At 45.3% G+C, this 20,537-nt stretch carries 21 protein-coding genes; 14 read left to right on the top strand and 7 right to left on the bottom strand.

Annotated elements, in window-relative coordinates; all coding sequences use genetic code 11:
* Positions 1-112: 112 nt before the first annotated feature.
* The 7 genes from UF05_RS23815 to UF05_RS01340 form a co-directional block, all read right to left on the bottom strand.
* Positions 113-265, bottom strand: a complete 153-nt coding sequence (locus tag UF05_RS23815; protein WP_005457235.1) for a hypothetical protein — start codon at positions 263-265, stop codon at positions 113-115.
* Between the two features lie 202 nt (positions 266-467).
* On the bottom strand, positions 468-1,436 hold the full coding sequence (locus UF05_RS01365) for an alpha-L-glutamate ligase-like protein (RefSeq protein WP_005457241.1): 969 nt from the start codon (positions 1,434-1,436) through the stop codon (positions 468-470).
* 3 nt (positions 1,437-1,439) lie between these two features.
* Positions 1,440-2,945, bottom strand: a complete 1,506-nt coding sequence (locus UF05_RS01360) for an inactive transglutaminase family protein (protein ID WP_005495851.1) — start codon at positions 2,943-2,945, stop codon at positions 1,440-1,442.
* Between the two features lie 11 nt (positions 2,946-2,956).
* Entirely contained in the window at positions 2,957-3,703 is a 747-nt protein-coding gene (locus tag UF05_RS01355; RefSeq protein WP_005457212.1) for an ATP-dependent zinc protease family protein, read from the bottom strand.
* 221 nt (positions 3,704-3,924) lie between these two features.
* Positions 3,925-4,896: a tRNA 5-methoxyuridine(34)/uridine 5-oxyacetic acid(34) synthase CmoB gene (gene cmoB, locus UF05_RS01350; protein ID WP_005483112.1), complete on the bottom strand. Its 972-nt coding sequence runs from the start codon at positions 4,894-4,896 to the stop codon at positions 3,925-3,927.
* A gap of 98 nt (positions 4,897-4,994) precedes the next feature.
* Positions 4,995-5,732, bottom strand: a complete 738-nt coding sequence (cmoA, locus tag UF05_RS01345) for a carboxy-S-adenosyl-L-methionine synthase CmoA (RefSeq protein WP_020904006.1) — start codon at positions 5,730-5,732, stop codon at positions 4,995-4,997.
* 142 nt (positions 5,733-5,874) lie between these two features.
* Positions 5,875-6,741 carry a DUF72 domain-containing protein gene (locus UF05_RS01340; protein WP_045546210.1) on the bottom strand — a complete coding sequence of 289 codons (867 nt, stop codon included), beginning with the start codon at positions 6,739-6,741 and terminating at the stop codon, positions 5,875-5,877.
* 273 nt (positions 6,742-7,014) lie between these two features.
* Between UF05_RS01340 and aspS the strand changes: the two genes are divergently transcribed.
* The 14 genes from aspS to tolB all read left to right on the top strand — a co-directional run bounded on the left by aspS (position 7,015) and on the right by tolB (position 20,525).
* Complete coding sequence (aspS, locus tag UF05_RS01335; RefSeq protein ID WP_005483110.1) at positions 7,015-8,793, top strand: aspartate--tRNA ligase; 1,779 nt, start codon at positions 7,015-7,017, stop codon at positions 8,791-8,793.
* Between the two features lie 128 nt (positions 8,794-8,921).
* Positions 8,922-9,443 carry a crossover junction endodeoxyribonuclease RuvC gene (ruvC, locus tag UF05_RS01330; protein ID WP_005457261.1) on the top strand — a complete coding sequence of 174 codons (522 nt, stop codon included), beginning with the start codon at positions 8,922-8,924 and terminating at the stop codon, positions 9,441-9,443.
* A 121-nt stretch (positions 9,444-9,564) separates the two neighbouring features.
* On the top strand, positions 9,565-11,016 hold the full coding sequence (locus UF05_RS01325) for a methyl-accepting chemotaxis protein (protein WP_025621968.1): 1,452 nt from the start codon (positions 9,565-9,567) through the stop codon (positions 11,014-11,016).
* 78 nt (positions 11,017-11,094) lie between these two features.
* On the top strand, positions 11,095-11,709 hold the full coding sequence (ruvA, locus tag UF05_RS01320) for a Holliday junction branch migration protein RuvA (RefSeq protein ID WP_005486097.1): 615 nt from the start codon (positions 11,095-11,097) through the stop codon (positions 11,707-11,709).
* A gap of 21 nt (positions 11,710-11,730) precedes the next feature.
* Entirely contained in the window at positions 11,731-12,735 is a 1,005-nt protein-coding gene (gene ruvB, locus UF05_RS01315; RefSeq protein WP_005457270.1) for a Holliday junction branch migration DNA helicase RuvB, read from the top strand.
* A gap of 461 nt (positions 12,736-13,196) precedes the next feature.
* Complete coding sequence (cydA, locus tag UF05_RS01310; protein ID WP_005457265.1) at positions 13,197-14,783, top strand: cytochrome ubiquinol oxidase subunit I; 1,587 nt, start codon at positions 13,197-13,199, stop codon at positions 14,781-14,783.
* Positions 14,784-14,800: 17 nt separating this feature from the next.
* Positions 14,801-15,937, top strand: coding sequence for a cytochrome d ubiquinol oxidase subunit II (cydB, locus tag UF05_RS01305; protein ID WP_045546160.1), 1,137 nt, complete (start codon positions 14,801-14,803; stop codon positions 15,935-15,937).
* A 12-nt stretch (positions 15,938-15,949) separates the two neighbouring features.
* Positions 15,950-16,057, top strand: a complete 108-nt coding sequence (gene cydX / locus UF05_RS23805; protein WP_000270284.1) for a cytochrome bd-I oxidase subunit CydX — start codon at positions 15,950-15,952, stop codon at positions 16,055-16,057.
* Complete coding sequence (gene ybgE, locus UF05_RS01295; protein WP_005495828.1) at positions 16,050-16,352, top strand: cyd operon protein YbgE; 303 nt, start codon at positions 16,050-16,052, stop codon at positions 16,350-16,352. Before cydX ends, ybgE begins: the two co-directional genes overlap by 8 nt.
* Before the next feature lie 172 nt (positions 16,353-16,524).
* Positions 16,525-16,944: a tol-pal system-associated acyl-CoA thioesterase gene (gene ybgC, locus UF05_RS01290; protein ID WP_005483618.1), complete on the top strand. Its 420-nt coding sequence runs from the start codon at positions 16,525-16,527 to the stop codon at positions 16,942-16,944.
* Positions 16,934-17,632: a protein TolQ gene (gene tolQ / locus UF05_RS01285; protein WP_045546159.1), complete on the top strand. Its 699-nt coding sequence runs from the start codon at positions 16,934-16,936 to the stop codon at positions 17,630-17,632. Before ybgC ends, tolQ begins: the two co-directional genes overlap by 11 nt.
* Before the next feature lie 3 nt (positions 17,633-17,635).
* Positions 17,636-18,079: an ExbD/TolR family protein gene (locus UF05_RS01280; RefSeq protein ID WP_005485411.1), complete on the top strand. Its 444-nt coding sequence runs from the start codon at positions 17,636-17,638 to the stop codon at positions 18,077-18,079.
* A gap of 12 nt (positions 18,080-18,091) precedes the next feature.
* Positions 18,092-19,162 carry a cell envelope integrity protein TolA gene (tolA, locus tag UF05_RS01275; protein WP_045546158.1) on the top strand — a complete coding sequence of 357 codons (1,071 nt, stop codon included), beginning with the start codon at positions 18,092-18,094 and terminating at the stop codon, positions 19,160-19,162.
* Positions 19,163-19,172: 10 nt separating this feature from the next.
* Positions 19,173-20,525, top strand: coding sequence for a Tol-Pal system beta propeller repeat protein TolB (gene tolB / locus UF05_RS01270; RefSeq protein ID WP_005459807.1), 1,353 nt, complete (start codon positions 19,173-19,175; stop codon positions 20,523-20,525).
* The last annotated feature ends 12 nt before the right edge of the window (positions 20,526-20,537 follow it).

Below are 20,537 nucleotides of genomic sequence, written 5' to 3'. Positions count from 1 at the left end.
CAGAGAGATGCAGGTAACGGGCATAAAATAAGCCGAGGCTGTAGGACGACAGTCTCGGCTTTTTCGTGAGCACTTAGACCAATAGCAGGGAGTATTGGAAACAATCTAAGCGCTATTCCTCTGAAATATCGGTTCCAGCTTCGATAATTTCAGCAAGCTCTTCAAGTGCTTGAACCGAAAGCTCAGACAAACGCTGTAAGTGTTGGTCAAAAGTTTCCTGGTCTACAAGCTGTGGTTCATTATTATTTGTTTCTTTTGTTAGCATCGCCCAACCTCTTTAAGTTGAGTAAGGGGAGTAAACATCATACTCAATGGGCTCAGTAGAAAAGAAACGATCTATGTTGATTCTGTTAGCTCGATCATTGATTCAAATGATGAAACCGGCGAAATGAGATAGGAAGGGGAGTGAAAACGATGGCAGAAAGAAAAAAGCTAGCAACCATGTGCTGATTGCTAGCTTGTAAGGTTTAGAACTTTGGTTTTACACCAAATTGCTCAACCGCGTAGGCTACGCGCTCTATAGGCTTAGGGTACTCCGCTGGAGTGCCGAGGCTTTCAATATGCTTCAAGCGAGGAAGCAATCCTGCTCCGTTCGCGATTTGAATAGCCAAACCAGGACGAGCATTCAGCTCAAGTACCATCGGACCTTCTTCTTTGTCGAGAACCATGTCGGTGCCCATGTAACCAAGCCCCGTCATTTCCCAAGCACTTGACGCAAGTTCTAGCAAACGCTCCCAATGAGGCACTTGCAGAGTCGATAAATCTTTACCCGTATCTGGGTGGTGCGTTACTGGTTGGTCGAATTGCACCGCGCGAATGGCTTTGCCTGTTGCGATATCAATGCCGACGCCGACCGCGCCTTGGTGAAGGTTAGCTTTACCATCAGACGCTGATGTTGAGCAGCGCATCATCGCCATGACAGGGTAGCCTTTAAATACGATGATACGTACGTCTGGCACACCTTCGTAGCTGAAACCATCGAAGCAGTCATCAAACTTAATCAAGTTCTCAACCACGGCAACATCGTTCTTACCGCCGAGCGAGAACAGCCCCGCCAGTGCATTACTGATGTGGCGTTCCACTTCTTCTTTGTTGATTGTCGCACCAGAAGGTTTGGTGTACACACCGTCTTTATGCGATGTCACCACTAGAATACCTTTACCACCGCTGCCTTGAGCTGGCTTGATCACAAAACCAGGCCAGTCTTTCACCATGTTGTGGATGGTTTTTACTTCTGCTTGGTTGTGGATCACGCCGATAAGGGCAGGGACGGTTGCCCCTGCAGCTTGAGCGATGATCTTGGTTTTTAGCTTGTCATCCACCAATGGGTATTTAGAGCGATCGTTATAGCGACCAATGTAGCTATGGTTACGCTTGTTCATGCCCATAATGCCTTTGTGGCGAAGTTTTGATGGCGTAGTGTAACGTTCAAACATCGTTTAATCCTCCGCTAGCGGTTTGAAACGACGTAGTTCTGTTAGACGGTAACCAGTGTAAGTACCTAGTAATAGAATACCCGCCAAAACAATTAGCTGTAGGCCGATAAAGTTAAACGTTAAGTGCTGGATATACGAGTTGGTCATCGCCAAGTAAACCAGTACCGCAGTCAGTAGTGAACCACCACCTTGCATTGCTACTTCTTTCGCGCCTTCTTCCTCCCACAGAATCGACATACGTTCGATCGTCCATGACAAGATGATCATTGGGAAGAAGGTGATTGTTAGACCTTCTGTCAAACCAATCTTGAATGCTACAACGGTAAACACCGAGATGATCATAATAACCGTGATAATAACCGCGGATATCCTTGCTACCAGAAGTAAGTTGAGCCGCGATAAGTAGCTTCGGATGATCAAGCCTGTACCAACAATTAATAGGAAGCCCACAATACCAGTCACAAGCTGCGTTTGAACGAACGCAACCGCAATCAGTACTGGCATGAACGTACCAGAGGTTTTAAGACCAATAATCACGCGCAGGAACACAACGATCAATGCGCCAATTGGGATCAGCATGATGGTCTTGAACATCGCTTGCTCTTCTAGAGGCAAGCTGTGGATTGATAAGTTAAGCAGGCCATCGGCCTCAACCTTGTTGTTTGTCGCTTGTTGAGGCGTCACTTCTTGTTTGATCATGGAGAAATGAACTTGGCTGTTCTTACCTCCCACAAGGTCAAGTAACGAAACGTTCGATTCATCCCAAACAAGAAGGTTAGGTTTTACGGCTTTCTGCTCTGAATTTGGCGAGAACAGAACCCAATCTTTTCCAGACCAAACTTGCACCATCGGTTGGATGGTTTGACGACGACGGCCATCTTCAAGCTCGATTACGCCAACAATTTTACTTTGAACGCCAGCTGACAGAAGAATCTTGTGCAATGCATCGGTGCGGTCAAAATCGTTCAATAATAGAGCGGAGTTTTGGCTGTCTGGATCGTTAAGCGCTTTGATTAACTCGCGTGCAAACGTCACGTTGTCCGCAGAACGGCTCATGGCTTGATCGATGAGGGCGCTTGCTGCCGCTTGTTGCGGAGCGGATAAAGTCGGTGGCGTGATATCGCCAGCAGGAGGCAGTGGTTCTACTTTAGCTTGTGGATCAACTAAGAACTGCGCTTTGTAGTAAATTGTTTGAGGGCCTTTCGCTTGGCGAATCGACCATTCGGCACGGCGACCTGAATCAGAGTTAATGTAGGAAACGCCATAACCAGAAGAAGAAGCAGACTCGCCAATCAGTGTATAACCACTCTGTGTATGAGGAGCGGCAAGAGAAGCTTTCACTTCATTCCCGTTTGCATTGAACTCGATACGAGCCTCTACATCCCACACTTGACGTGTTTCGCCTGGCGTCCAAGGCACGCCGTAATTTTGGTGTCTGAAAACACTCAAAGCAATGCCCGCAACCACCAACAAGATGATTGAAAGGTAAAACGGTATTTTTGACGTCATAATCTACCTTATTATTTTTTATCTTCGTCCGTTTGAATGTATGTACGGCTCACATCAACCAATGCGATGTCGCGCATAAATTCTCTACCTAGTAAAACAGGATGGTTCATGTGGGAGCGATCCGCCAACGTAAATTGCGCTTTTTCATGAATTTTTCCAACTCGCACCCAAAGTTCGACCACTGCGCGACGCTCCAGTTCTTCGCTTGTTACTTGACGAATTTTCACATAACGAAGAACAGGCGCTTCGATCCATGTATTTTTCTCTTCTTCTGATTTTGTTGCATCAGCAAGATGGAAACGAACCCAGTTTTTGCCGTTTCTTTCGAATTCTTCAATATCAACTGCATTCAAAGATGATGTAGCCGCACCTGTATCGACGCGAGCATCAAACGTTTGTTTGATGGAGTCGATGGTCACTTTTTCGATTGAACCTAAAACGATGTCATGAGTCGGCGTTGGTTCAATAGGGGCGGGCGCTTGGACAATAATAGGCTCTTTCGGTTTTTTAACCTCTGCCATTGCCTCTTCGCGGAAGGTGCTTAGATCACCTTGTAACTTATCGACTTGGTCTTCAAGGCTGTCGATGTAATCTGATTGGTTACTGATCTGCAGCTCTAAGTTAGTTATGCGATTATTGAAATTCGCTTCTGAAGCTTGAATAGCGGCTAACGTTTCTTGGTGGTACTGTTCGCCTTTGGTAAGTGTGCATCCAGATAATAAGGCGATGGCAACAACCGGAGTCAATCGTATTAACATTGAAAACCTTGGGATTGGATTAAGTTGTTTGTTTTTTAAGAGTTTAGCTTATATCGATAAAGGCTCACAAGTAAGAATCTTTCTCTATCTCTTATTGAGTGAGGAATAGTGATGAAAAGCTAATAATCAAGGATGCAAAGTGCACCCTTGATGAGAATAGAAGAGAGGGTAATGTCTTAATGGCAGGAAAGAGTTAAGACAATGTCAGAAATCTCAGTTAATTATGGCTTACGTGCTACCAGCACAGCGCGGCGTGGTGCCGGGTAGCCTTCCACTGTTTTGCTTGGATCGTTTGGATCTAAGTAATCTGGTAGAGAGTTGTGTGTCATCCAATCTGTTGTGCGTTGTTCATCAACAGAAGTCACGTTCTCATCCACAATATGAACATCTTCAAAACCAACCAGTTCTAGCCACACTTTTAGTGCTTTCGCAGACGGGAAGAAGTACACATTGCGCATTTGAGCGTAGCGTGAGGTCGGCACAAGTACTGCGTTTTCATCGCCTTCGATTACCAAAGTTTCCAATACTAACTCACCACCAGAAACCAACTGATCTTTTAGTTGAATCAAATGGTCAAGTGGAGAACGACGGTGGTATAGAACACCCATGCTGAACACGGTATCAAACGCTTCCAGTTTAGGCAGTTGTTCAATACCCAGCGGCAGTAGGTGCGCACGTTGGTCACCGCCCATGAGTTTGCGAATTGCTTCAAACTGGATCAGGAACAGGTGAGACGGGTCGATACCCACGCAAAGACGAGCACCTTCGCCTAACATGCGCCACATGTGGTAACCATTGCCACAACCCACATCGAGCACGCTGCGATTTTTCAGTGGAGAAATGTGTGGAAGTACGCGATCCCATTTCCAGTCGCTACGCCACTCGGTATCGATATGAATGCCGTGCACCGTGTATGGACCTTTGCGCCAAGGGTGGAAAGTACGCAGTAAGTTTTCTAGCTTTTTCAGTTCGCCTTCATGGAAAGGCGTATCGTTGCTGATGGTTACAGAGTTCTTGATATCAACTTGATCTGGTGAGCCTTCTGGAATTTTGTTCAGTGCTTTCAACCAGCGACCAAAGTCACCGTGCTCTGCATTTTGCCAGTCCGTTAACTGTTGTGGTAACACATTCAGCCAAGGTTGAAGACGTGTGTCTTGGGCAATCAATTGGTAGAAATTTGCAAAGTTAAACATAGTTAGTTAATCGCTGAGTTGATGGTGTAAAAAATAATTGAATTGCTGCCTAAGGCCGCAAACGTAACTTGGTCGCGAATTCTATTTGATCGCGAACCTTACTTAATCGCGAACATAGATCCGAAGTTAAAGCATTGGAACCAAACGTCGTAGCTTGAGAAGCCAATTTTCGCAAAACGTTCTTTGTGATCTTTCTTCGAGTCAGGGCGCATCACGTTTTCGATCGCGCTGCGTTTTTGGCTGATTTCCAGTTCGCTGTAACCGTTGGCACGTTTGAAATCGTGGTGAAGGTCAATGAGCAGCTCGTTCGATACTTCATCTTCAAACACGAACTTTTCAGACAGAATCAAAATGCCGCCCGGGCGCAGACCTGCATAGATTTTCTCAAGCAGCGCGTAGCGGTCTTCTGGTGACAAAAACTGGAGTGTGAAGTTCAGCACCACGACAGATGCATTTTCGATTTCGATATTACGAATATCGGCTTCAACCACAGTCACTGGTGTGTCGCTGCGGTAAGCGTTGACGTGTAACTTACAACGCTCAACCATTGCTGGAGAGTTGTCTACCGCAATGATTTGGCAGCCTTCTTGTTTGATATGACGACGCATAGACAGCGTAGCGGCACCCAAAGAACAACCTAAGTCGTAGATGTTTGAGTGAGGCTTAACAAAACGTTCAGCCAACATACCGATTGCAGAAATGATATTGCTGTAACCCGGCACTGATCGCTGAATCATGTCAGGGAAAACTTCCGCTACGCGTTCATCGAACGTGAAATCCCCAATTTTATCGATTGGAGCCGAAAAAATAGTATCTGGATTGCTCTTAGGGTTCATAACCAAATCTCTGCATACAAGCTGACGGGGCGATTCGTCTTCAAAAAACTATTGGTCTAGTTTTCAAAAAACGTCAGGCATCAAAAAAGGCGCGTATTTTATGAGAAATTCGCGCCTCTGTCATGCGTTGAGCAAATTATTGTTAGAACATCTGTAACTGCGAGTTGCCATCATTGGCAGGGAAGGGGGCTAAATCTGGCAGGGCGACATGCTTTTGTAGATTCTTGTAAATGTTCGCTGCCAGCTCAGGTGCAATAATATTGTCTGCTGTGTGAATCATCACATATGGCTGTTTACCTTCCGCAATCCACTGTGGCAATTTACTTAGCCAAGGCACAAAGAAGTCGTAATTTTGTTGTTCTTCCGGATGGCCAATAAAACGAATCATCGGGTGTGAAGCGGTTGCAATCGCATGAACGGGAACTTTGGGCTTCTTCATTTGAGCATCAATGATGGCTTCATTGTCAGGCTTTGCCGCAAATACAGGGCGGCTATCCATGATTATTCGGTCAATACCGTTTTCGACCAACCACTGATTAAGCGCTCGCTCTTCCTCGCCTTTAGAGAAAAAGGCCATATGACGCACTTCTACGCCCAATGGAAAGTTGGGTGGGAAACTGGCGCAAAACTTTTTCAGTCTATCGAGGTGTTCGGGACCAAAAGCGGCAGGAAGCTGAATCGTCCATTGACCGACTCGTTCATGCAGCGGCTCCATGACTTTCATGAAGTCACGTAACTGCTCGCTACAGCCTTTGAGCATTTGTTCGTGGGTGATGGCTTTGGGCAACTTAAACGTGAATTTGAAATCGTCGTGAGTCGCGGCTTTCCAATTTTGCACCGTGTTGTGTGTCGGCGTGGCGTAAAAGGTGGTATTTCCTTCCACAGTATGAAATACCTGAGCGTATTTTTCTAAACGCTCAGCAGGTTTAGTTCCACTACCGTAAAAGCTTTGTTGCCATTGGTTGTGAGACCACATGGTTAAACCAAGTCGAAGGGGTAAATTATCCATCATTCTTTATTGTTTGTATCTCCTGTACGCACTTTACGAGAGTTTTGCTGAAATAGGTAATTTCACGCTATAATCCCCACCAATTTTTTCGCTTTGGTGGGCTTTTGAACATTTGTTGTACTAAAAACCACCAGGGAATGATAAAACACACTTAATTGTATGTTGAGTAGTCGATTTTCATAGACTTTCAGCGTATAACGGAATCTTTACTCTGCTCGGCAATGAGGCTGACAGAGCGTAGTTAACAATATTTGAGAGATTGGGAATTTCATTATGCGTACCCATTACTGTGGTCACCTGAACAAGTCCCTTGCAGGACAAACTGTAGAACTTTGCGGCTGGGTTAACCGTCGTCGTGATTTAGGCGGTCTTATTTTCATTGATATGCGAGATCGTGAAGGCATCGTTCAGGTAGTTGTAGATCCAGATATGGCGGATGCGTATGAAGTGGCTAACACACTTCGTAATGAATTCTGTATCAAATTGACGGGTGAAGTTCGCGTTCGTCCAGAAAGCCAAGTAAACAAAGACATGGCAACAGGTGAAGTTGAGATCCTTGCGAAAGGTCTTGAAATCATCAACCGCAGTGACGTTCTGCCTCTAGACTTCAACCAAAAGAACTCAGAAGAGCAACGTCTGAAGTACCGTTACCTAGATCTACGTCGTCCAGAAATGAGCGACCGTATCAAGCTACGTGCTAAAGCGTCTAGCTTTGTTCGTCGTTTCCTAGATGACAACGGTTTCCTAGACATCGAAACACCAGTACTAACCAAAGCGACACCAGAAGGCGCGCGTGACTACCTAGTACCTAGCCGTGTTCACAAAGGCAGCTTCTACGCGCTTCCTCAGTCTCCACAGCTATTCAAACAGCTTCTAATGATGTCTGGTTTTGACCGTTACTACCAAATCGTTAAGTGTTTCCGTGATGAAGACTTGCGTGCCGACCGTCAACCAGAATTCACTCAGATCGATATCGAAACGTCATTCATGACGGCTGATCAAGTTCGTGAAGTAACTGAAAAAATGGTTCGTGAAATGTGGCAAGAGCTACTGAACGTTGACCTAGGTGAATTCCCAGTAATGCCATTTAGCGAAGCGATTCGTCGTTTCGGTTCTGATAAGCCAGACCTACGTAACCCACTAGAGCTAGTAGACGTTGCAGACCTAGTAAAAGACGTTGAGTTCAAAGTATTCTCTGGTCCAGCGAACGACGAAAAAGGCCGCGTTGCAGTTATCCGTGTACCAGGCGGTGCAGAGTTAACTCGTAAGCAAATCGACGGCTATGCAGAGTTCGTAGGTATCTACGGTGCAAAAGGTCTAGCATGGATGAAGGTGAACGACCGTGCAGCAGGTGTGGAAGGTATCCAATCTCCTGTAGCTAAATTCCTAAGCGAAGACGTGATCAACGGTATCCTAGATCGCACTCAAGCGGAATCTGGCGACATCATTCTATTTGGTGCAGATAAAGCTAACATCGTTGCGGAAGCACTAGGCGCACTTCGTCTTAAACTAGGTAAAGACCTAGGCCTGACTAAAGAAGGCACTTGGGCTCCTCTATGGGTTGTTGACTTCCCAATGTTCGAGGAAGACGACGAAGGCAACCTACACGCGATGCACCACCCATTCACATCACCTCTAGGTGTGACAGCGGAAGAGCTAAAAGCGAACCCAGCAGTAGCGAACTCAAACGCATACGATATGGTGCTAAACGGCTACGAAGTGGGCGGTGGTTCTGTACGTATCCACAACGCAGAAATGCAAGCAGCGGTATTCGATATCCTAGGTATCGATGCAGAAGAGCAACAATTGAAATTCGGCTTCCTATTGGACGCTCTAAAATTCGGTACGCCTCCACACGCTGGCCTTGCATTCGGTCTAGACCGTCTAGTAATGTTGCTATGTGGTACTGAGAACATCCGTGATGTTATCGCGTTCCCGAAAACAACAGCAGCGGCGTGTTTGCTAACAGATGCTCCAAGCATTGCAAACCCAGCGGCTCTAGAAGAACTAGCGATTGCGGTAACTGCAGCGAAAGCAAAAGACGCAGAATAAGCGCACAACAATTAAAGAAAAAACTCCCGCACCTGCGGGAGTTTTTGTTTTAATGGGATATATCCAAACGACTTAAGAATGCTTGGGTTTAGATTCTAATAAAAATAGCGAGTTATTTAGGACGCTTCATGTCAATTATTTTGGGTATTGACCCAGGTTCTCGTATTACTGGTTATGGCGTTATTCGCCAGCAAGGCCGTCATCTGCAATATCTTGGCAGTGGGTGTATTCGTACCTCAGAAAAAGAATTGCCAGGTCGGCTTAAGCAAATCTATGCCGGCGTTACGGAAATCATCACCCAGTTTCAACCAGACGTATTTGCAATTGAGCAAGTGTTCATGGCGAAAAATGCCGATTCTGCTCTAAAGCTAGGGCAGGCTCGCGGTAGTGCGATCGTTGCGGCGGTGAATGCGGATCTTCCTGTGTATGAGTATGCTGCCCGTCTTATTAAGCAAGCTGTAGTGGGGACTGGTGGTGCAGACAAAGTGCAAGTTCAGCACATGGTGCAGCACATGTTAAAATTACCTGCAAAGCCTCAAGCCGATGCCGCGGATGCACTCGGTGTGGCAATTTGTCATGCCAATACGAACAAGACCTTGGTTGCGCTCGCAGGTAAAGCAAGCAGTGCGAGAAAAGGGCGTTATCGCTAGACTCTCACCGTACTAAAAATGAGACACCTCAGACAGATTTAAGGAATAAATTTGTTGTGAAAATGTTGCAAAACTATAGTGGTCGGATGTCTAATAAGAAATCAATCAAGGAAGATTGAACATGAATCCAGCCACGCTGTGGCGCAGTGTATTTATGCCGCGCCAACCTCAATGGACGAGAACGCAACAACGTCAAGCTGACATCCTCTCTTTATTTACCTTCATCGCTTTTCTGGTCGGAATTTATAGCTTAATTAAGTGGTTCAAGCATGGACACGAAAGCTTGATCTTAACTTCTGTCATTCTGATTACTCTTGAGCTTATTTCCGCTTCTAGTCTCAAATGGTTTAAGCAACCTGCGTTATCACTTAACCTTGGTTTTGTCGGGATGTCGGTGCATGCACTCAATATCATTTATCAAAGTGGTGGTGTGGTTGATTCAACTCAAACTTATTGGGTGCCTTTGTTGGTTGTCGCTTTCTTCTTATCTGGCACTCGTCTTATCGCTATTGCTTGGAGTGGCGTGGTGATTGCCATTTCCGCCTTAATGACACATCAGCATGTTTCAGGTTTTGAGTTTCCTCAACTGGTATTATCGGAAGCTTCTCAGCGATTAGAAATTTGGTCTGGTACCGTATTGCCGCTGGTGGTGATTTGTATCGCTCAGGCATTTACTGCTAAGCAACGTGATGATGCGATTGAAAATGCCGAAGCAGCAAAAGTCGAAAGTGAACAAGTCGCCAAAAAAGCAACAGAAGGTGAACTGCATCTGGCTGAAGTATTGGAACAAGCTAATTTAAATTCGATAGAGCTGAAATCTGTTTCGCAAGCGCTTGATGAGCAATCGTCGCAGTTGGATGAGCAAGTCAATGCACTCAACGTGAATAGTGAATCTCAAGCAAGTGCGGCAGAGCAAATGAGCCAACAAGTACATCACATGGCCACAGGGATTGAAGAGTCGAGCAAGTTTGTGGAAGAGCTGCGCGAGAAGAGTGAAGACGTTCATCAACAAGCAGAGAAAAGCTCGGAATTGCTGGAGGATTCTACCCAAGCGATCAGCCAGATCATTACTAGCCATGAAGAAATCATGAAAGTGGCAGACTTGATTACCTCTGTCGCAGAGCAAACCAACTTGCTGGCTTTAAATGCGGCAATCGAAGCGGCGCGAGCAGGAGAGCAGGGCAGAGGTTTTGCTGTGGTTGCCGAGCAAGTACGAGAGCTATCTGCGAAGAGTAGCCAGTCCGCTATTGAGATTCGTCACTTACTTGATCGTAGTGAGCAAGAAGTAAAGCATGGTCAAGACGTAGTGACGTCAAGCACGGAGAGGATGAACACTATTATTCAGCAAGTGACGACGATATCTCATGACGTACAAAGTTTATCAAGCATCATGGCAACGCAAATGGCAGCGCTAAAAGAACTTGATGAAGCGAGTAGTGAAGTGGCGAATAGTGTAGTGAATACAAAATACATTGCCGAGATTGTGGCTCAATATGGCAAAGAGCTCAGCGGTCAAGTTGTTGCTGTCCGGACGCTCACACAACAACTTGATCAAGTTGTCTCAAAAATCTAACCCCACAGCATAAAGGACTGGATGTCTATCCAGTTCTTTATTATCCTGTCGCAAATTCATTTCCAAAGAGTATTTATAGTGATTGGACGTCTTCGCGGCATTTTGCTTGAAAAGCAACCACCTGAAGTTTTAATTGAAGTTAACGGCATTGGCTATGAAGTTCAGATGCCAATGAGCTGTTTCTACGAACTGCCAAATATCGGCGAAGAAGCGATTATTTATACTCATTTTGTTGTGCGTGAAGACGCGCAATTGCTTTACGGTTTTAATACAGTAAAAGAGCGTGCGCTATTCCGTGAAGTGATCAAAGCAAACGGCGTTGGCCCTAAACTTGGCTTAGGTATTCTTTCAGGCATGACAGCGAGCCAGTTTGTGTCTTGTGTAGAGCGTGAAGATGTTTCTACGCTTGTGAAGTTACCTGGTGTTGGTAAGAAAACCGCCGAGCGTTTAGTCGTTGAAATGAAAGACCGCTTAAAAGGTTGGGGAGCTGGCGACTTATTCACGCCGTTTACTGATGCCGCTCCTACTGACTCGGCTGCCGCTTCGTCAAATAGTGCAGAAGAAGAGGCGGTCAGCGCACTTCTTGCTCTAGGCTACAAGCCAACTCAAGCGTCGAAAGTCGTTTCTCAAATTGCTAAACCGGACATGAGCAGCGAGCAGCTGATCCGTGAAGCACTAAAATCAATGGTGTAACGGAAAGTTCAAGGTAACAGTATGATTGAAGCCGATCGTTTAATCGCTCCTGAAAATCCAGCGTTTCGTGATGAAGATGTTATTGACCGTGCTATTCGCCCTAAAAAGTTGGCGGATTATCAAGGTCAGGATCATGTCCGTGATCAGATGGAGATTTTCATCAAAGCGGCACAATTGCGTAGTGAGGCGTTAGACCACCTACTTATTTTTGGCCCTCCAGGTTTGGGTAAAACGACGTTGGCAAACATTGTTGCTAACGAGATGGAAGTGAACATCCGTACTACTTCTGGACCTGTTCTCGAAAAAGCAGGCGATTTGGCCGCGTTGTTGACCAACCTTGAGGAAAACGACGTGCTTTTCATTGATGAGATCCATCGTCTTAGCCCTATGGTCGAAGAGGTGCTGTATCCGGCAATGGAAGATTACCAATTGGACATCATGATTGGTGAAGGCCCGGCCGCACGTTCTATCAAAATTGATTTGCCACCATTCACATTGATTGGCGCAACGACGCGTGCGGGGTCTTTGACTTCTCCGCTGCGTGACCGTTTTGGTATTACTCAGCGTCTTGAGTACTACAAAGTGCAAGATCTACAGAACATTGTTCAACGCAGTGCAGATTGCCTAGGGTTGTCGATGGAGCCAGAAGGCGCGTTAGAAGTTGCTCGACGAGCTCGTGGTACGCCTCGTATTGCAAACCGTCTATTGCGCCGTGTCCGTGACTATGCAGAAGTGAAGGGCAACGGACATATTTGTGCCGATGTTGCTGATAAAGCGCTTAATATGTTGGATGTGGATGCTCAGGGCTTCGATTACATGGACCGCAAGCTTCTTCTCGCTATCATGGAGAAATTTGGTGGTGGTCCAGTTGGACTCGACAATATGGCTGCCGCTATTGGTGAAGAAAAAGACACCATTGAAGATGTGCTAGAACCATATTTGATTCAGCAAGGCTATTTACAACGCACTCCCCGAGGAAGAATCGCCACAGATCGTGCATATCTTCATTTCGGAATTGAAAAATAAGATTCTAAGGCTGAGCAAAAATGCTCAGCCTTTCACCATAAGTGACCAACCTCTCATTTATTGAATTTCTTCTAATACTAATTAGGTAAGAAAAAAGCACTGATTGTTAACTCGATGTTTGCATGCAACTGGTTAATTTCTCTCCTGATTACTCTCTCTTAACATACGCTTCTAATACGGGTTGATCTGGATCAATGTGATGGATTTTTGTGCAAATTCAGCGCATAAACATTGATGTATATCAAAGCGCATTCCGGCTATAAACCTTTTGAAACAATCTGTTTTTACAAGTAATATTAGCCCCAGCTATATTAGCTGATGCTTAACAATTAACTAACCAATGAAGCACATTTTTGCAACAAAGAGTTGTGATAATTCAACAATTATTCAAGTGTGAATAACACCTGGATATGGATTGCAATATGTAGAGAGTGTCATTCAGCCGACACATAGGAGTTACCATGATTGACGTAGTTGATCTATCGCGGTTGCAGTTTGCACTAACAGCGATGTATCACTTCCTATTCGTACCATTGACCCTTGGTATGGCCTTCCTTTTGGCCATTATGGAATCGATGTACGTAATGACGAACAAGCAAATCTACAAGGACATGACCAAGTTCTGGGGTAAGCTGTTCGGTATTAACTTTGCACTTGGTGTGGCTACTGGCCTTACCATGGAATTCCAGTTTGGTACTAACTGGTCGTACTACTCCCACTATGTAGGTGACATCTTTGGTGCGCCACTGGCGATCGAAGCACTTGTCGCTTTCTTCCTGGAGTCAACTTTTGTTGGTCTATTCTTCTTCGGGTGGGATCGTCTATCTAAACGCCAACACTTAGCTGTTACTTGGCTTGTGGCGCTGGGCTCTAACTTCTCTGCTCTTTGGATTCTTATCGCAAACGGCTGGATGCAAAACCCAGTAGGCGCGGACTTCAACTTCGAAACCATGCGTATGGAAATGGTAAGCTTCTCTGAAGTTGTACTAAACCCAGTTGCTCAGGTTAAGTTCGTGCATACGGTTGCTTCTGGTTACACTTGTGGCGCAATGTTTATTCTAGGCATCAGTTCATACTACCTATTAAAAGGTCGTGATATTGCGTTTGCTCGTCGTTCATTTGCTATCGCTGCATCTTTCGGTATTGCTGCGATCCTATCAACCATCGTTCTTGGTGACGAATCTGGTTACGAGCTTGGTGAAGTTCAAAAAGTGAAGCTTGCTGCAATTGAAGCAGAATGGCACACAGAACCAGCTCCAGCAGCGTTTACGTTGTTTGGTGTTCCTAACCAAGAAACCATGCACACCGATTACGCAATCAAGATCCCTTACGTAATGGGTATCATCGCGACACGTTCTTTTGATGAGCAAGTGACAGGTCTTCGCGACCTTCGTGATGAGCACGTTGAGCGTATTCGTGGCGGTATGTACGCTTACGAACTTCTTGAGAAACTTCGTGCTGGTGACAAGTCAGAAGAAAACATGACTGCGTTTGATGAAGTGAAAGGTGACCTAGGTTACGGTCTACTTCTAAAACGCTACACAGACAATGTTGTTGATGCGACAGAAGAGCAAATCCAAGCTGCTGCGGATGATTCAATCCCAACAGTATGGCCACTATTCTGGTCATTCCGTATCATGGTTGCTTGTGGCTTCATTATGTTGTTCGTATTCGGTGCGGCATTTATCCAAACATGTCGTCAAAAAATCGAACAAAAACAATGGATTCTTAAAGCTGCACTATTGAGTATTCCACTTCCGTGGATTGCGATTGAAGCGGGTTGGTTCGTCGCTGAGTACGGTCGTCAGCCATGGGCTGTTGGTGAAATTCTTCCTGTGCACGTTGCGGCTTCAGCATTGACTGCAGGTGAAATCTGGACGTCACTATTCGCAATCTTGGCGCTATACACGGTATTCCTGATTGCAGAAGTTTACCTAATGTTGAAATTCGCTCGTAAAGGTCCAAGCAGTCTGAAAACTGGCCGCTACCACTTTGAGCAAAACGCTGACTCTGTTGAAGACAAAGTTAGCCGCCAAGTAGAAGCGTAAGGTAAGGAGATAACAAGATGTTTGATTACGAAATCTTGCGACTCATCTGGTGGGTACTAATCGGTGTTCTACTAGTTGGTTTTGCAGTAACAGACGGTTTCGATATGGGTGTAGGCGTGCTTGTACCTATTATCGGTAAAAACGACACACAACGTCGTGTCATGATTAACTCAATTGCCCCTCACTGGGATGGTAACCAAGTTTGGCTTATCACTGCTGGTGGTGCATTGTTCGCCGCTTGGCCTTTGGTTTACGCAACGTCATTCTCAGGCTTCTACTTAGCAATGATCCTGACGCTAGCAGCACTTTGGCTTCGTCCTCTGGGCCTAGATTACCGCTCTAAGATCGAAGAGCCAAAATGGCGTAATACTTGGGATATCTGTATCTCAATCAGTGGTTTTGTTCCGCCAATCATCTTTGGTGTGGCGTTTGGTAACCTTCTACAAGGTGTTCCATTCCAATTGAGCGAGTTTTTGATGCCAACATACCATGGCTCATTCTTTGGCCTGCTAAACCCATTTGCTCTGCTTTGTGGTCTGGTTAGCTTGTTCATGATTTTGATGCAAGGTTCTACTTGGCTACAAATGAAAACAACGGGTGAAGTTCACACACGTGCTCGCAACGTCGCTCAAATCACGGGTCTACTAACAGTGGTTGCGTTTGTTGCCGCAGGCTTCTGGGTTCAAAACATTGACGGTTACGTGATTGTTGGTGGCATCGACACAAATGCAGCTTCTAACCCTCTAAACAAAGAGGTAATCCGTGAAGCTGGTGCGTGGATGAAGAACTTTGAAAACTACCCACTACTATGGGCTGCTCCTGTACTAGGTGTTGCAATGCCGCTGCTTGCTGTATTGTCATCTCGTCTTGAAAAGTGTGCGATTTCGTTCATCACTTCAAGCCTAGGTGTTGCTGGCGTTATCTTTACTGCAGGTTTTGCGATGTTCCCATTCATCATGCCTTCAGATCTAATGCCAAGCCACAGTCTAACAATGTGGGATGCAACATCATCTGAGTTGACTCTGAACCTGATGACAGGCGTAGCGTTTGTTATGGTTCCAATCATCCTTGGTTACACGTCTTGGACTTACTACAAGATGTTTGGTCGCCTTGATGATCAGTACATTGAAGACAACAAAAACTCACTATACTAAGGAGCAATTACTATGTGGTATTTCGCATGGATTCTAGGTGTACTACTTGCTTGTGCATTCGGTATCATCAACGCTCTTTGGTTAGAGCACTCAGAAATGATGGACAAAGACAGTGAGTAATCTCGCTGACAAGGTAGCGAAGTTTCACGAACCAATGGATAAGACTCTGTTAAGAGTCTTATCCCTCATCCTTGGCTTTATGCACGTAGGATTGGTGATGTGGGATCCAGAAGCGTACCATCAAGCGATTGGTGGCTTTAACGCAGTGATCGCCCCGGCACTGATTTGGGCATTGTGCTCAAGTATGGTGTTCGGCGTAGGCTTCAAACCGAGAAATTGGTACTGGCAATTGTTGTTTAGCCCTTACTTCTCGTTAGCTATCTTAATTTATCTAACTGCGCTTTATTTCATGTAAATTGAATTACATTGCAATAAAGTTGGTTATTAAATCATCGAGTAAAAGCCGGGCAGTTTGTCTGGCTTTTATTTTTTCTACAAAAATCAAAAATATTCCTTCCGTTCAGTACCAATTGCTGTTGCTTCAGTTATAGTAACCACTTTAAAGAATTGAATATATTGGTACTCCCTTGCAAGGCACATCAAATCCCTTCCGCTGGCCGATCACCGTGTACTATGAAGACACCGATGCGGGCGGCGTTGTATATCATTCAAACTATTTAAAATTCTTTGAGCGCGCGCGTACCGAGATGTTGCGTGCAAAAGGTATTTCTCAACATGTGTTACTGGAACAAAATATTGGCTTTGTTGTCCGACACATGGATATCGATTTTAAACAAGGGGCAAGACTGGACGAACAGTTGACAGTATTAACCCGAGTGTCAGAAATAAAACGTGCGTCTTTGCAATTCTGTCAAGAGTTGGTCAATGATCAAGGCAAGATATTGTGCAAGGCCTTTGTTAAGGTAGCATGTATCGATAATAAGAAAATGAAACCAATAGCTATTCCAACATTTATCAATTCGGAGCTAACAAATAGTGACTGCTGATATTTCCATTGTAGATCTCTTTCTTCAGGCCAGTCTGTTGGTAAAACTTGTGATGCTGACATTGCTAGGCATGTCAATCGCGTCATGGGCAATGATCATCAAGCGCAGCAAAGTGCTTTCCCAAGCATCAAAAAATGCAGAGCAATTTGAAGACAAATTCTGGTCAGGTACAGACCTTTCCCAACTTTACCAAAAAGTGAAAGGGCGCAAAGACGAGATCGCAGGTACAGAAGAAATCTTCTACGCAGGTTTCACAGAATTTGCTCGTTTACGTAAGAGCAATGCGAACTCACCAGCTTACATTATGGAAGGCACAGGTCGCGCGATGCGTGTTGCTGTTGCGCGTGAAGTTGATGAGCTTGAAACAAGCCTACCTTTCTTAGCAACTGTCGGTTCAATCAGCCCATACATTGGTTTGTTTGGTACTGTTTGGGGCATCATGCATGCGTTTATCGCACTGGGTGAAGTGAAACAAGCAACGCTTTCTATGGTTGCCCCAGGTATCGCAGAAGCGTTGATCGCGACTGCTATGGGTCTATTCGCAGCAATTCCTGCGGTAATGGCTTATAACCGACTAAGCAACAAAGTAAGTAAGCTGGAACATACTTACGCGACATTTTCAGAAGAATTCCACAGCATCCTTCATCGTCAAGCGATGGCTGGCCGAGACTGCGCGGATAAGGAATAAAGCATGGCGGGTTATCAACCTAAAAAGCGAAAAATGACGGCAGAGATTAACGTCGTTCCTTATATTGACGTAATGCTTGTGCTGTTAATTATTTTTATGGCGACCGCTCCGTTTGTAACTCAAGGCGTAGATGTCGATCTACCAAAGACATCAAATGCAACTCCTGCTCAAGAACTTGCAGGGGATACAGATAGCAGCTTTATCATCATTGAAATCGATCGTGACGGCAATTTAGGCCTAAGCGTGAACGATGAAGAAGTGCAACGTGGTCTTTCACTGCAAGATGTCATTGTTCGAGTTAAAGCAGAGCGTTCCATCAAACCTGATTCACCAGTCGCAGTAGGCGGCGATGCAGCGACGCCATACGCTGATGTTGTCCTTTTACTTGATGAATTGAGTCGTGCTGGAATCCCTAAAGTAGGGCTCCTGACCGATATTAGGGAATAAACGTCAATATTCATGAAAGACAAAAAGAAACAATCGAAAGAGTACACTAAACCGATAGTCATATCGGTAGGTCTGCATGCTCTCTTGGTAGCAGCATTGCTCTGGGGTACTGATTTTGCGATGACCAAACCTGAGCCATCTGGACAGATGGTTCAGGCTGTCGTGATAGACCCTAAACTGGTGCAACAACAAGCGAAAGAAATTCGTCAGCAGCGTGAAAAAGCGGCCAAAAAAGAGCAAGATCGTCTTGATAAATTAAGACGCGAGGCGGAGCAGCTTGAGAAAAACCGTAAGGCTGAAGAAGAACAAATTCGTAAGTTGAAAGAACAGCAAGCGAAAGATGCAAAAGCGGCCAGAGAAGCTGAAGCGGCTCGCAAGCAAAAAGAGCAGGAACGCAAAGTAGAAGAAGAACGAGTTCGCCAAGAAAAAGAGCGTGCAGCTAAACTTGAGAAAGAGCGTAAAGCGAAAGAAGAAGCTGTACGTAAAGCAGAGCAGGAACGTTTAGCCAAAGAAGCGGCGATTGCCAAAGCGGAACAAGAGCAAGTAGCTCGCGAGAAGGCGGCAAAAGAAGCGGAAGAAAAGGCAAAACGTGAACGCGAGGCGGCTCAAAAAGCTGAGCAAGAACGCATTGCGAAAGAAAAAGCGGCAAAAGAAGCTGCGGAAAAAGCGCGTAAAGAAAAAGAGCGCCTTGAGCGTTTAGAACGTGAGCGTAAAGAGCAAGAAGCTGCACTGGATGATATTTTTGCTGGCCTAGAAAGTGAAGCGAGTGCAAACCAACAGGCTCAGGGGAAATTTGTGGCTGATGAGGTTTCCCGCTACAGTTCAATCTATATTCAGCTTATTCAAAGCCGATTGCTAAAGGATGACTACCTATTGGGAAAGGAGTGTAGAGTTAACATTAAGCTGATTCCTACGGGAACTGACATGATTGTTTCGTCAGTTAACGTGCTTTCTGGTGACTCTAGAGTATGTGCAGCTGCAAAGAGTGCAATTGCACAAGTACCAAGTTTCCCGATGTCAACCGATTCAACAGTTAACCAAAGGCTGAAGGATATTAACCTTACGGTCGCACTACAACAATAAGGGATAAGCCGTGATTAAACGTCTTTTACTAGGAATGTTTGTACTGCTAGGCAGTCTAACAAATGTAGCGCACGCTGCATTGGAGCTGGTCATTACTGATGGTATTGATTCGGCACGACCAATTGCTGTTGTTCCCTTTAAATGGGAGGGCAGTCAACCACTTCCTACCGACATTTCTGCTGTCATTGCATCTGACCTACAGCGCAGTGGTAAGTTCAGCCCAGTGCCAACTAATAAAATGCCACAAACGCCATTCAATGAATCAGAAGTTAACTTTGATTCGTGGACAAGCCTTGGTGTAGATGCGCTGTTAACTGGCTCTATCAAGCAAAATGAGCAAGGCGATTACGTTGTAAATTACCAGCTTGTTGATGTGGTACGCGGTCAGTTAACTGGTGGGCAGAGCAAAGCTCTAGGGAGTGACGGCGAGCTTGTTTTATCTAAAGACCATGTTTTGTTTAACAAAGTGGCTACGGTAAAAGGCCCTCGTATGCGTGAGTACGCTCACCGTATTTCCGACCTTGTCTATGAACAACTGACTGGTGAACGTGGCGCATTTATGACTCGTATTGCCTACGTGGTTGTAAACGACAAAGACCGTTTCCCGTACCAGCTTCGTGTTGCTGATTACGATGGTTACAATGAGCGATTAGTATTGCGTTCTAAGCAGCCTCTGATGTCTCCTGCATGGTCTCCAGATGGGCAGAAACTTGCGTATGTAAGCTTCCAAAATGGCCAAGCAGAAATTTTCATCATGAACATCTATACCGGTGAACGTGAAAAAATTACGTCATACCCTCGCCATAATGGTGCGCCAAGATTCTCTCCTGATGGTAACAAGTTAGCGCTTGTACTGTCTAAGACGGGCACTCTACAGGTGTACACTTTTGATCTGAAAACTCGCAAACTCACCCAAATTACGCGTAGCAGATCAAATAATACTGAACCGTTCTGGCACCCTGATGGCAAATCGCTGATTTTCACATCGGATAGGGGTGGTAAACCACAGATTTATCAAGTAAATTTGGGCAGCGGTTCTATCGATCGCTTGACTTGGCAAGGTAGCCAAAACTTGGGTGGTCAAATCACACCTGATGGCCGATTCCTAGTAATGGTGAATCGCAGTGATTCAGGTTTTAATTTGGCGAAACAAGATTTGGAAACTGGTGCTCTTCAAGTCTTAACTAAGACTCTATTAGACGAGTCTCCGAGTATTGCCCCAAACGGTGGCATGGTTGTGTATAGCTCGATTTACAACAAGAAAAACGTACTATCGATGGTGTCAATTGATGGTCGATTTAAAGCTAGATTACCGGCAACAAATGGGCGTGTGAGAGCGCCTGCGTGGTCACCGTTTTTGTAGTAATAAGTTTGA

The organism is Vibrio sp. S457-15, assembly GCF_000960545.1.
GTDB classification, from domain to species: domain Bacteria; phylum Pseudomonadota; class Gammaproteobacteria; order Enterobacterales; family Vibrionaceae; genus Vibrio; species Vibrio parahaemolyticus.
Note: the sequence above shows the minus strand (reverse complement) of the source record. Positions and strands in the feature narration are given on the sequence as shown.

What these genes read in the sequence shown, in the direction of transcription:
- UF05_RS01325 (WP_025621968.1), top strand. Translation starts at nt 9,565, where the DNA reads ATGAATCCAGCCACGCTGTGGCGCAGTGTATTTATGCCGCGCCAACCT.
- cydB (WP_045546160.1), top strand. Translation starts at nt 14,801, where the DNA reads ATGTTTGATTACGAAATCTTGCGACTCATCTGGTGGGTACTAATCGGT.
- aspS (WP_005483110.1), top strand. Translation starts at nt 7,015, where the DNA reads ATGCGTACCCATTACTGTGGTCACCTGAACAAGTCCCTTGCAGGACAA.
- ruvB (WP_005457270.1), top strand. Translation starts at nt 11,731, where the DNA reads ATGATTGAAGCCGATCGTTTAATCGCTCCTGAAAATCCAGCGTTTCGT.
- UF05_RS01355 (WP_005457212.1), bottom strand. Translation starts at nt 3,703, where the DNA reads ATGTTAATACGATTGACTCCGGTTGTTGCCATCGCCTTATTATCTGGA.
- UF05_RS01360 (WP_005495851.1), bottom strand. Translation starts at nt 2,945, where the DNA reads ATGACGTCAAAAATACCGTTTTACCTTTCAATCATCTTGTTGGTGGTT.
- UF05_RS01340 (WP_045546210.1), bottom strand. Translation starts at nt 6,741, where the DNA reads ATGGATAATTTACCCCTTCGACTTGGTTTAACCATGTGGTCTCACAAC.
- cydA (WP_005457265.1), top strand. Translation starts at nt 13,197, where the DNA reads ATGATTGACGTAGTTGATCTATCGCGGTTGCAGTTTGCACTAACAGCG.
- cydX (WP_000270284.1), top strand. Translation starts at nt 15,950, where the DNA reads ATGTGGTATTTCGCATGGATTCTAGGTGTACTACTTGCTTGTGCATTC.
- UF05_RS23815 (WP_005457235.1), bottom strand. Translation starts at nt 265, where the DNA reads ATGCTAACAAAAGAAACAAATAATAATGAACCACAGCTTGTAGACCAG.
- tolA (WP_045546158.1), top strand. Translation starts at nt 18,092, where the DNA reads ATGAAAGACAAAAAGAAACAATCGAAAGAGTACACTAAACCGATAGTC.
- UF05_RS01280 (WP_005485411.1), top strand. Translation starts at nt 17,636, where the DNA reads ATGGCGGGTTATCAACCTAAAAAGCGAAAAATGACGGCAGAGATTAAC.
- UF05_RS01365 (WP_005457241.1), bottom strand. Translation starts at nt 1,436, where the DNA reads ATGTTTGAACGTTACACTACGCCATCAAAACTTCGCCACAAAGGCATT.
- cmoA (WP_020904006.1), bottom strand. Translation starts at nt 5,732, where the DNA reads ATGAACCCTAAGAGCAATCCAGATACTATTTTTTCGGCTCCAATCGAT.
- cmoB (WP_005483112.1), bottom strand. Translation starts at nt 4,896, where the DNA reads ATGTTTAACTTTGCAAATTTCTACCAATTGATTGCCCAAGACACACGT.
- ruvC (WP_005457261.1), top strand. Translation starts at nt 8,922, where the DNA reads ATGTCAATTATTTTGGGTATTGACCCAGGTTCTCGTATTACTGGTTAT.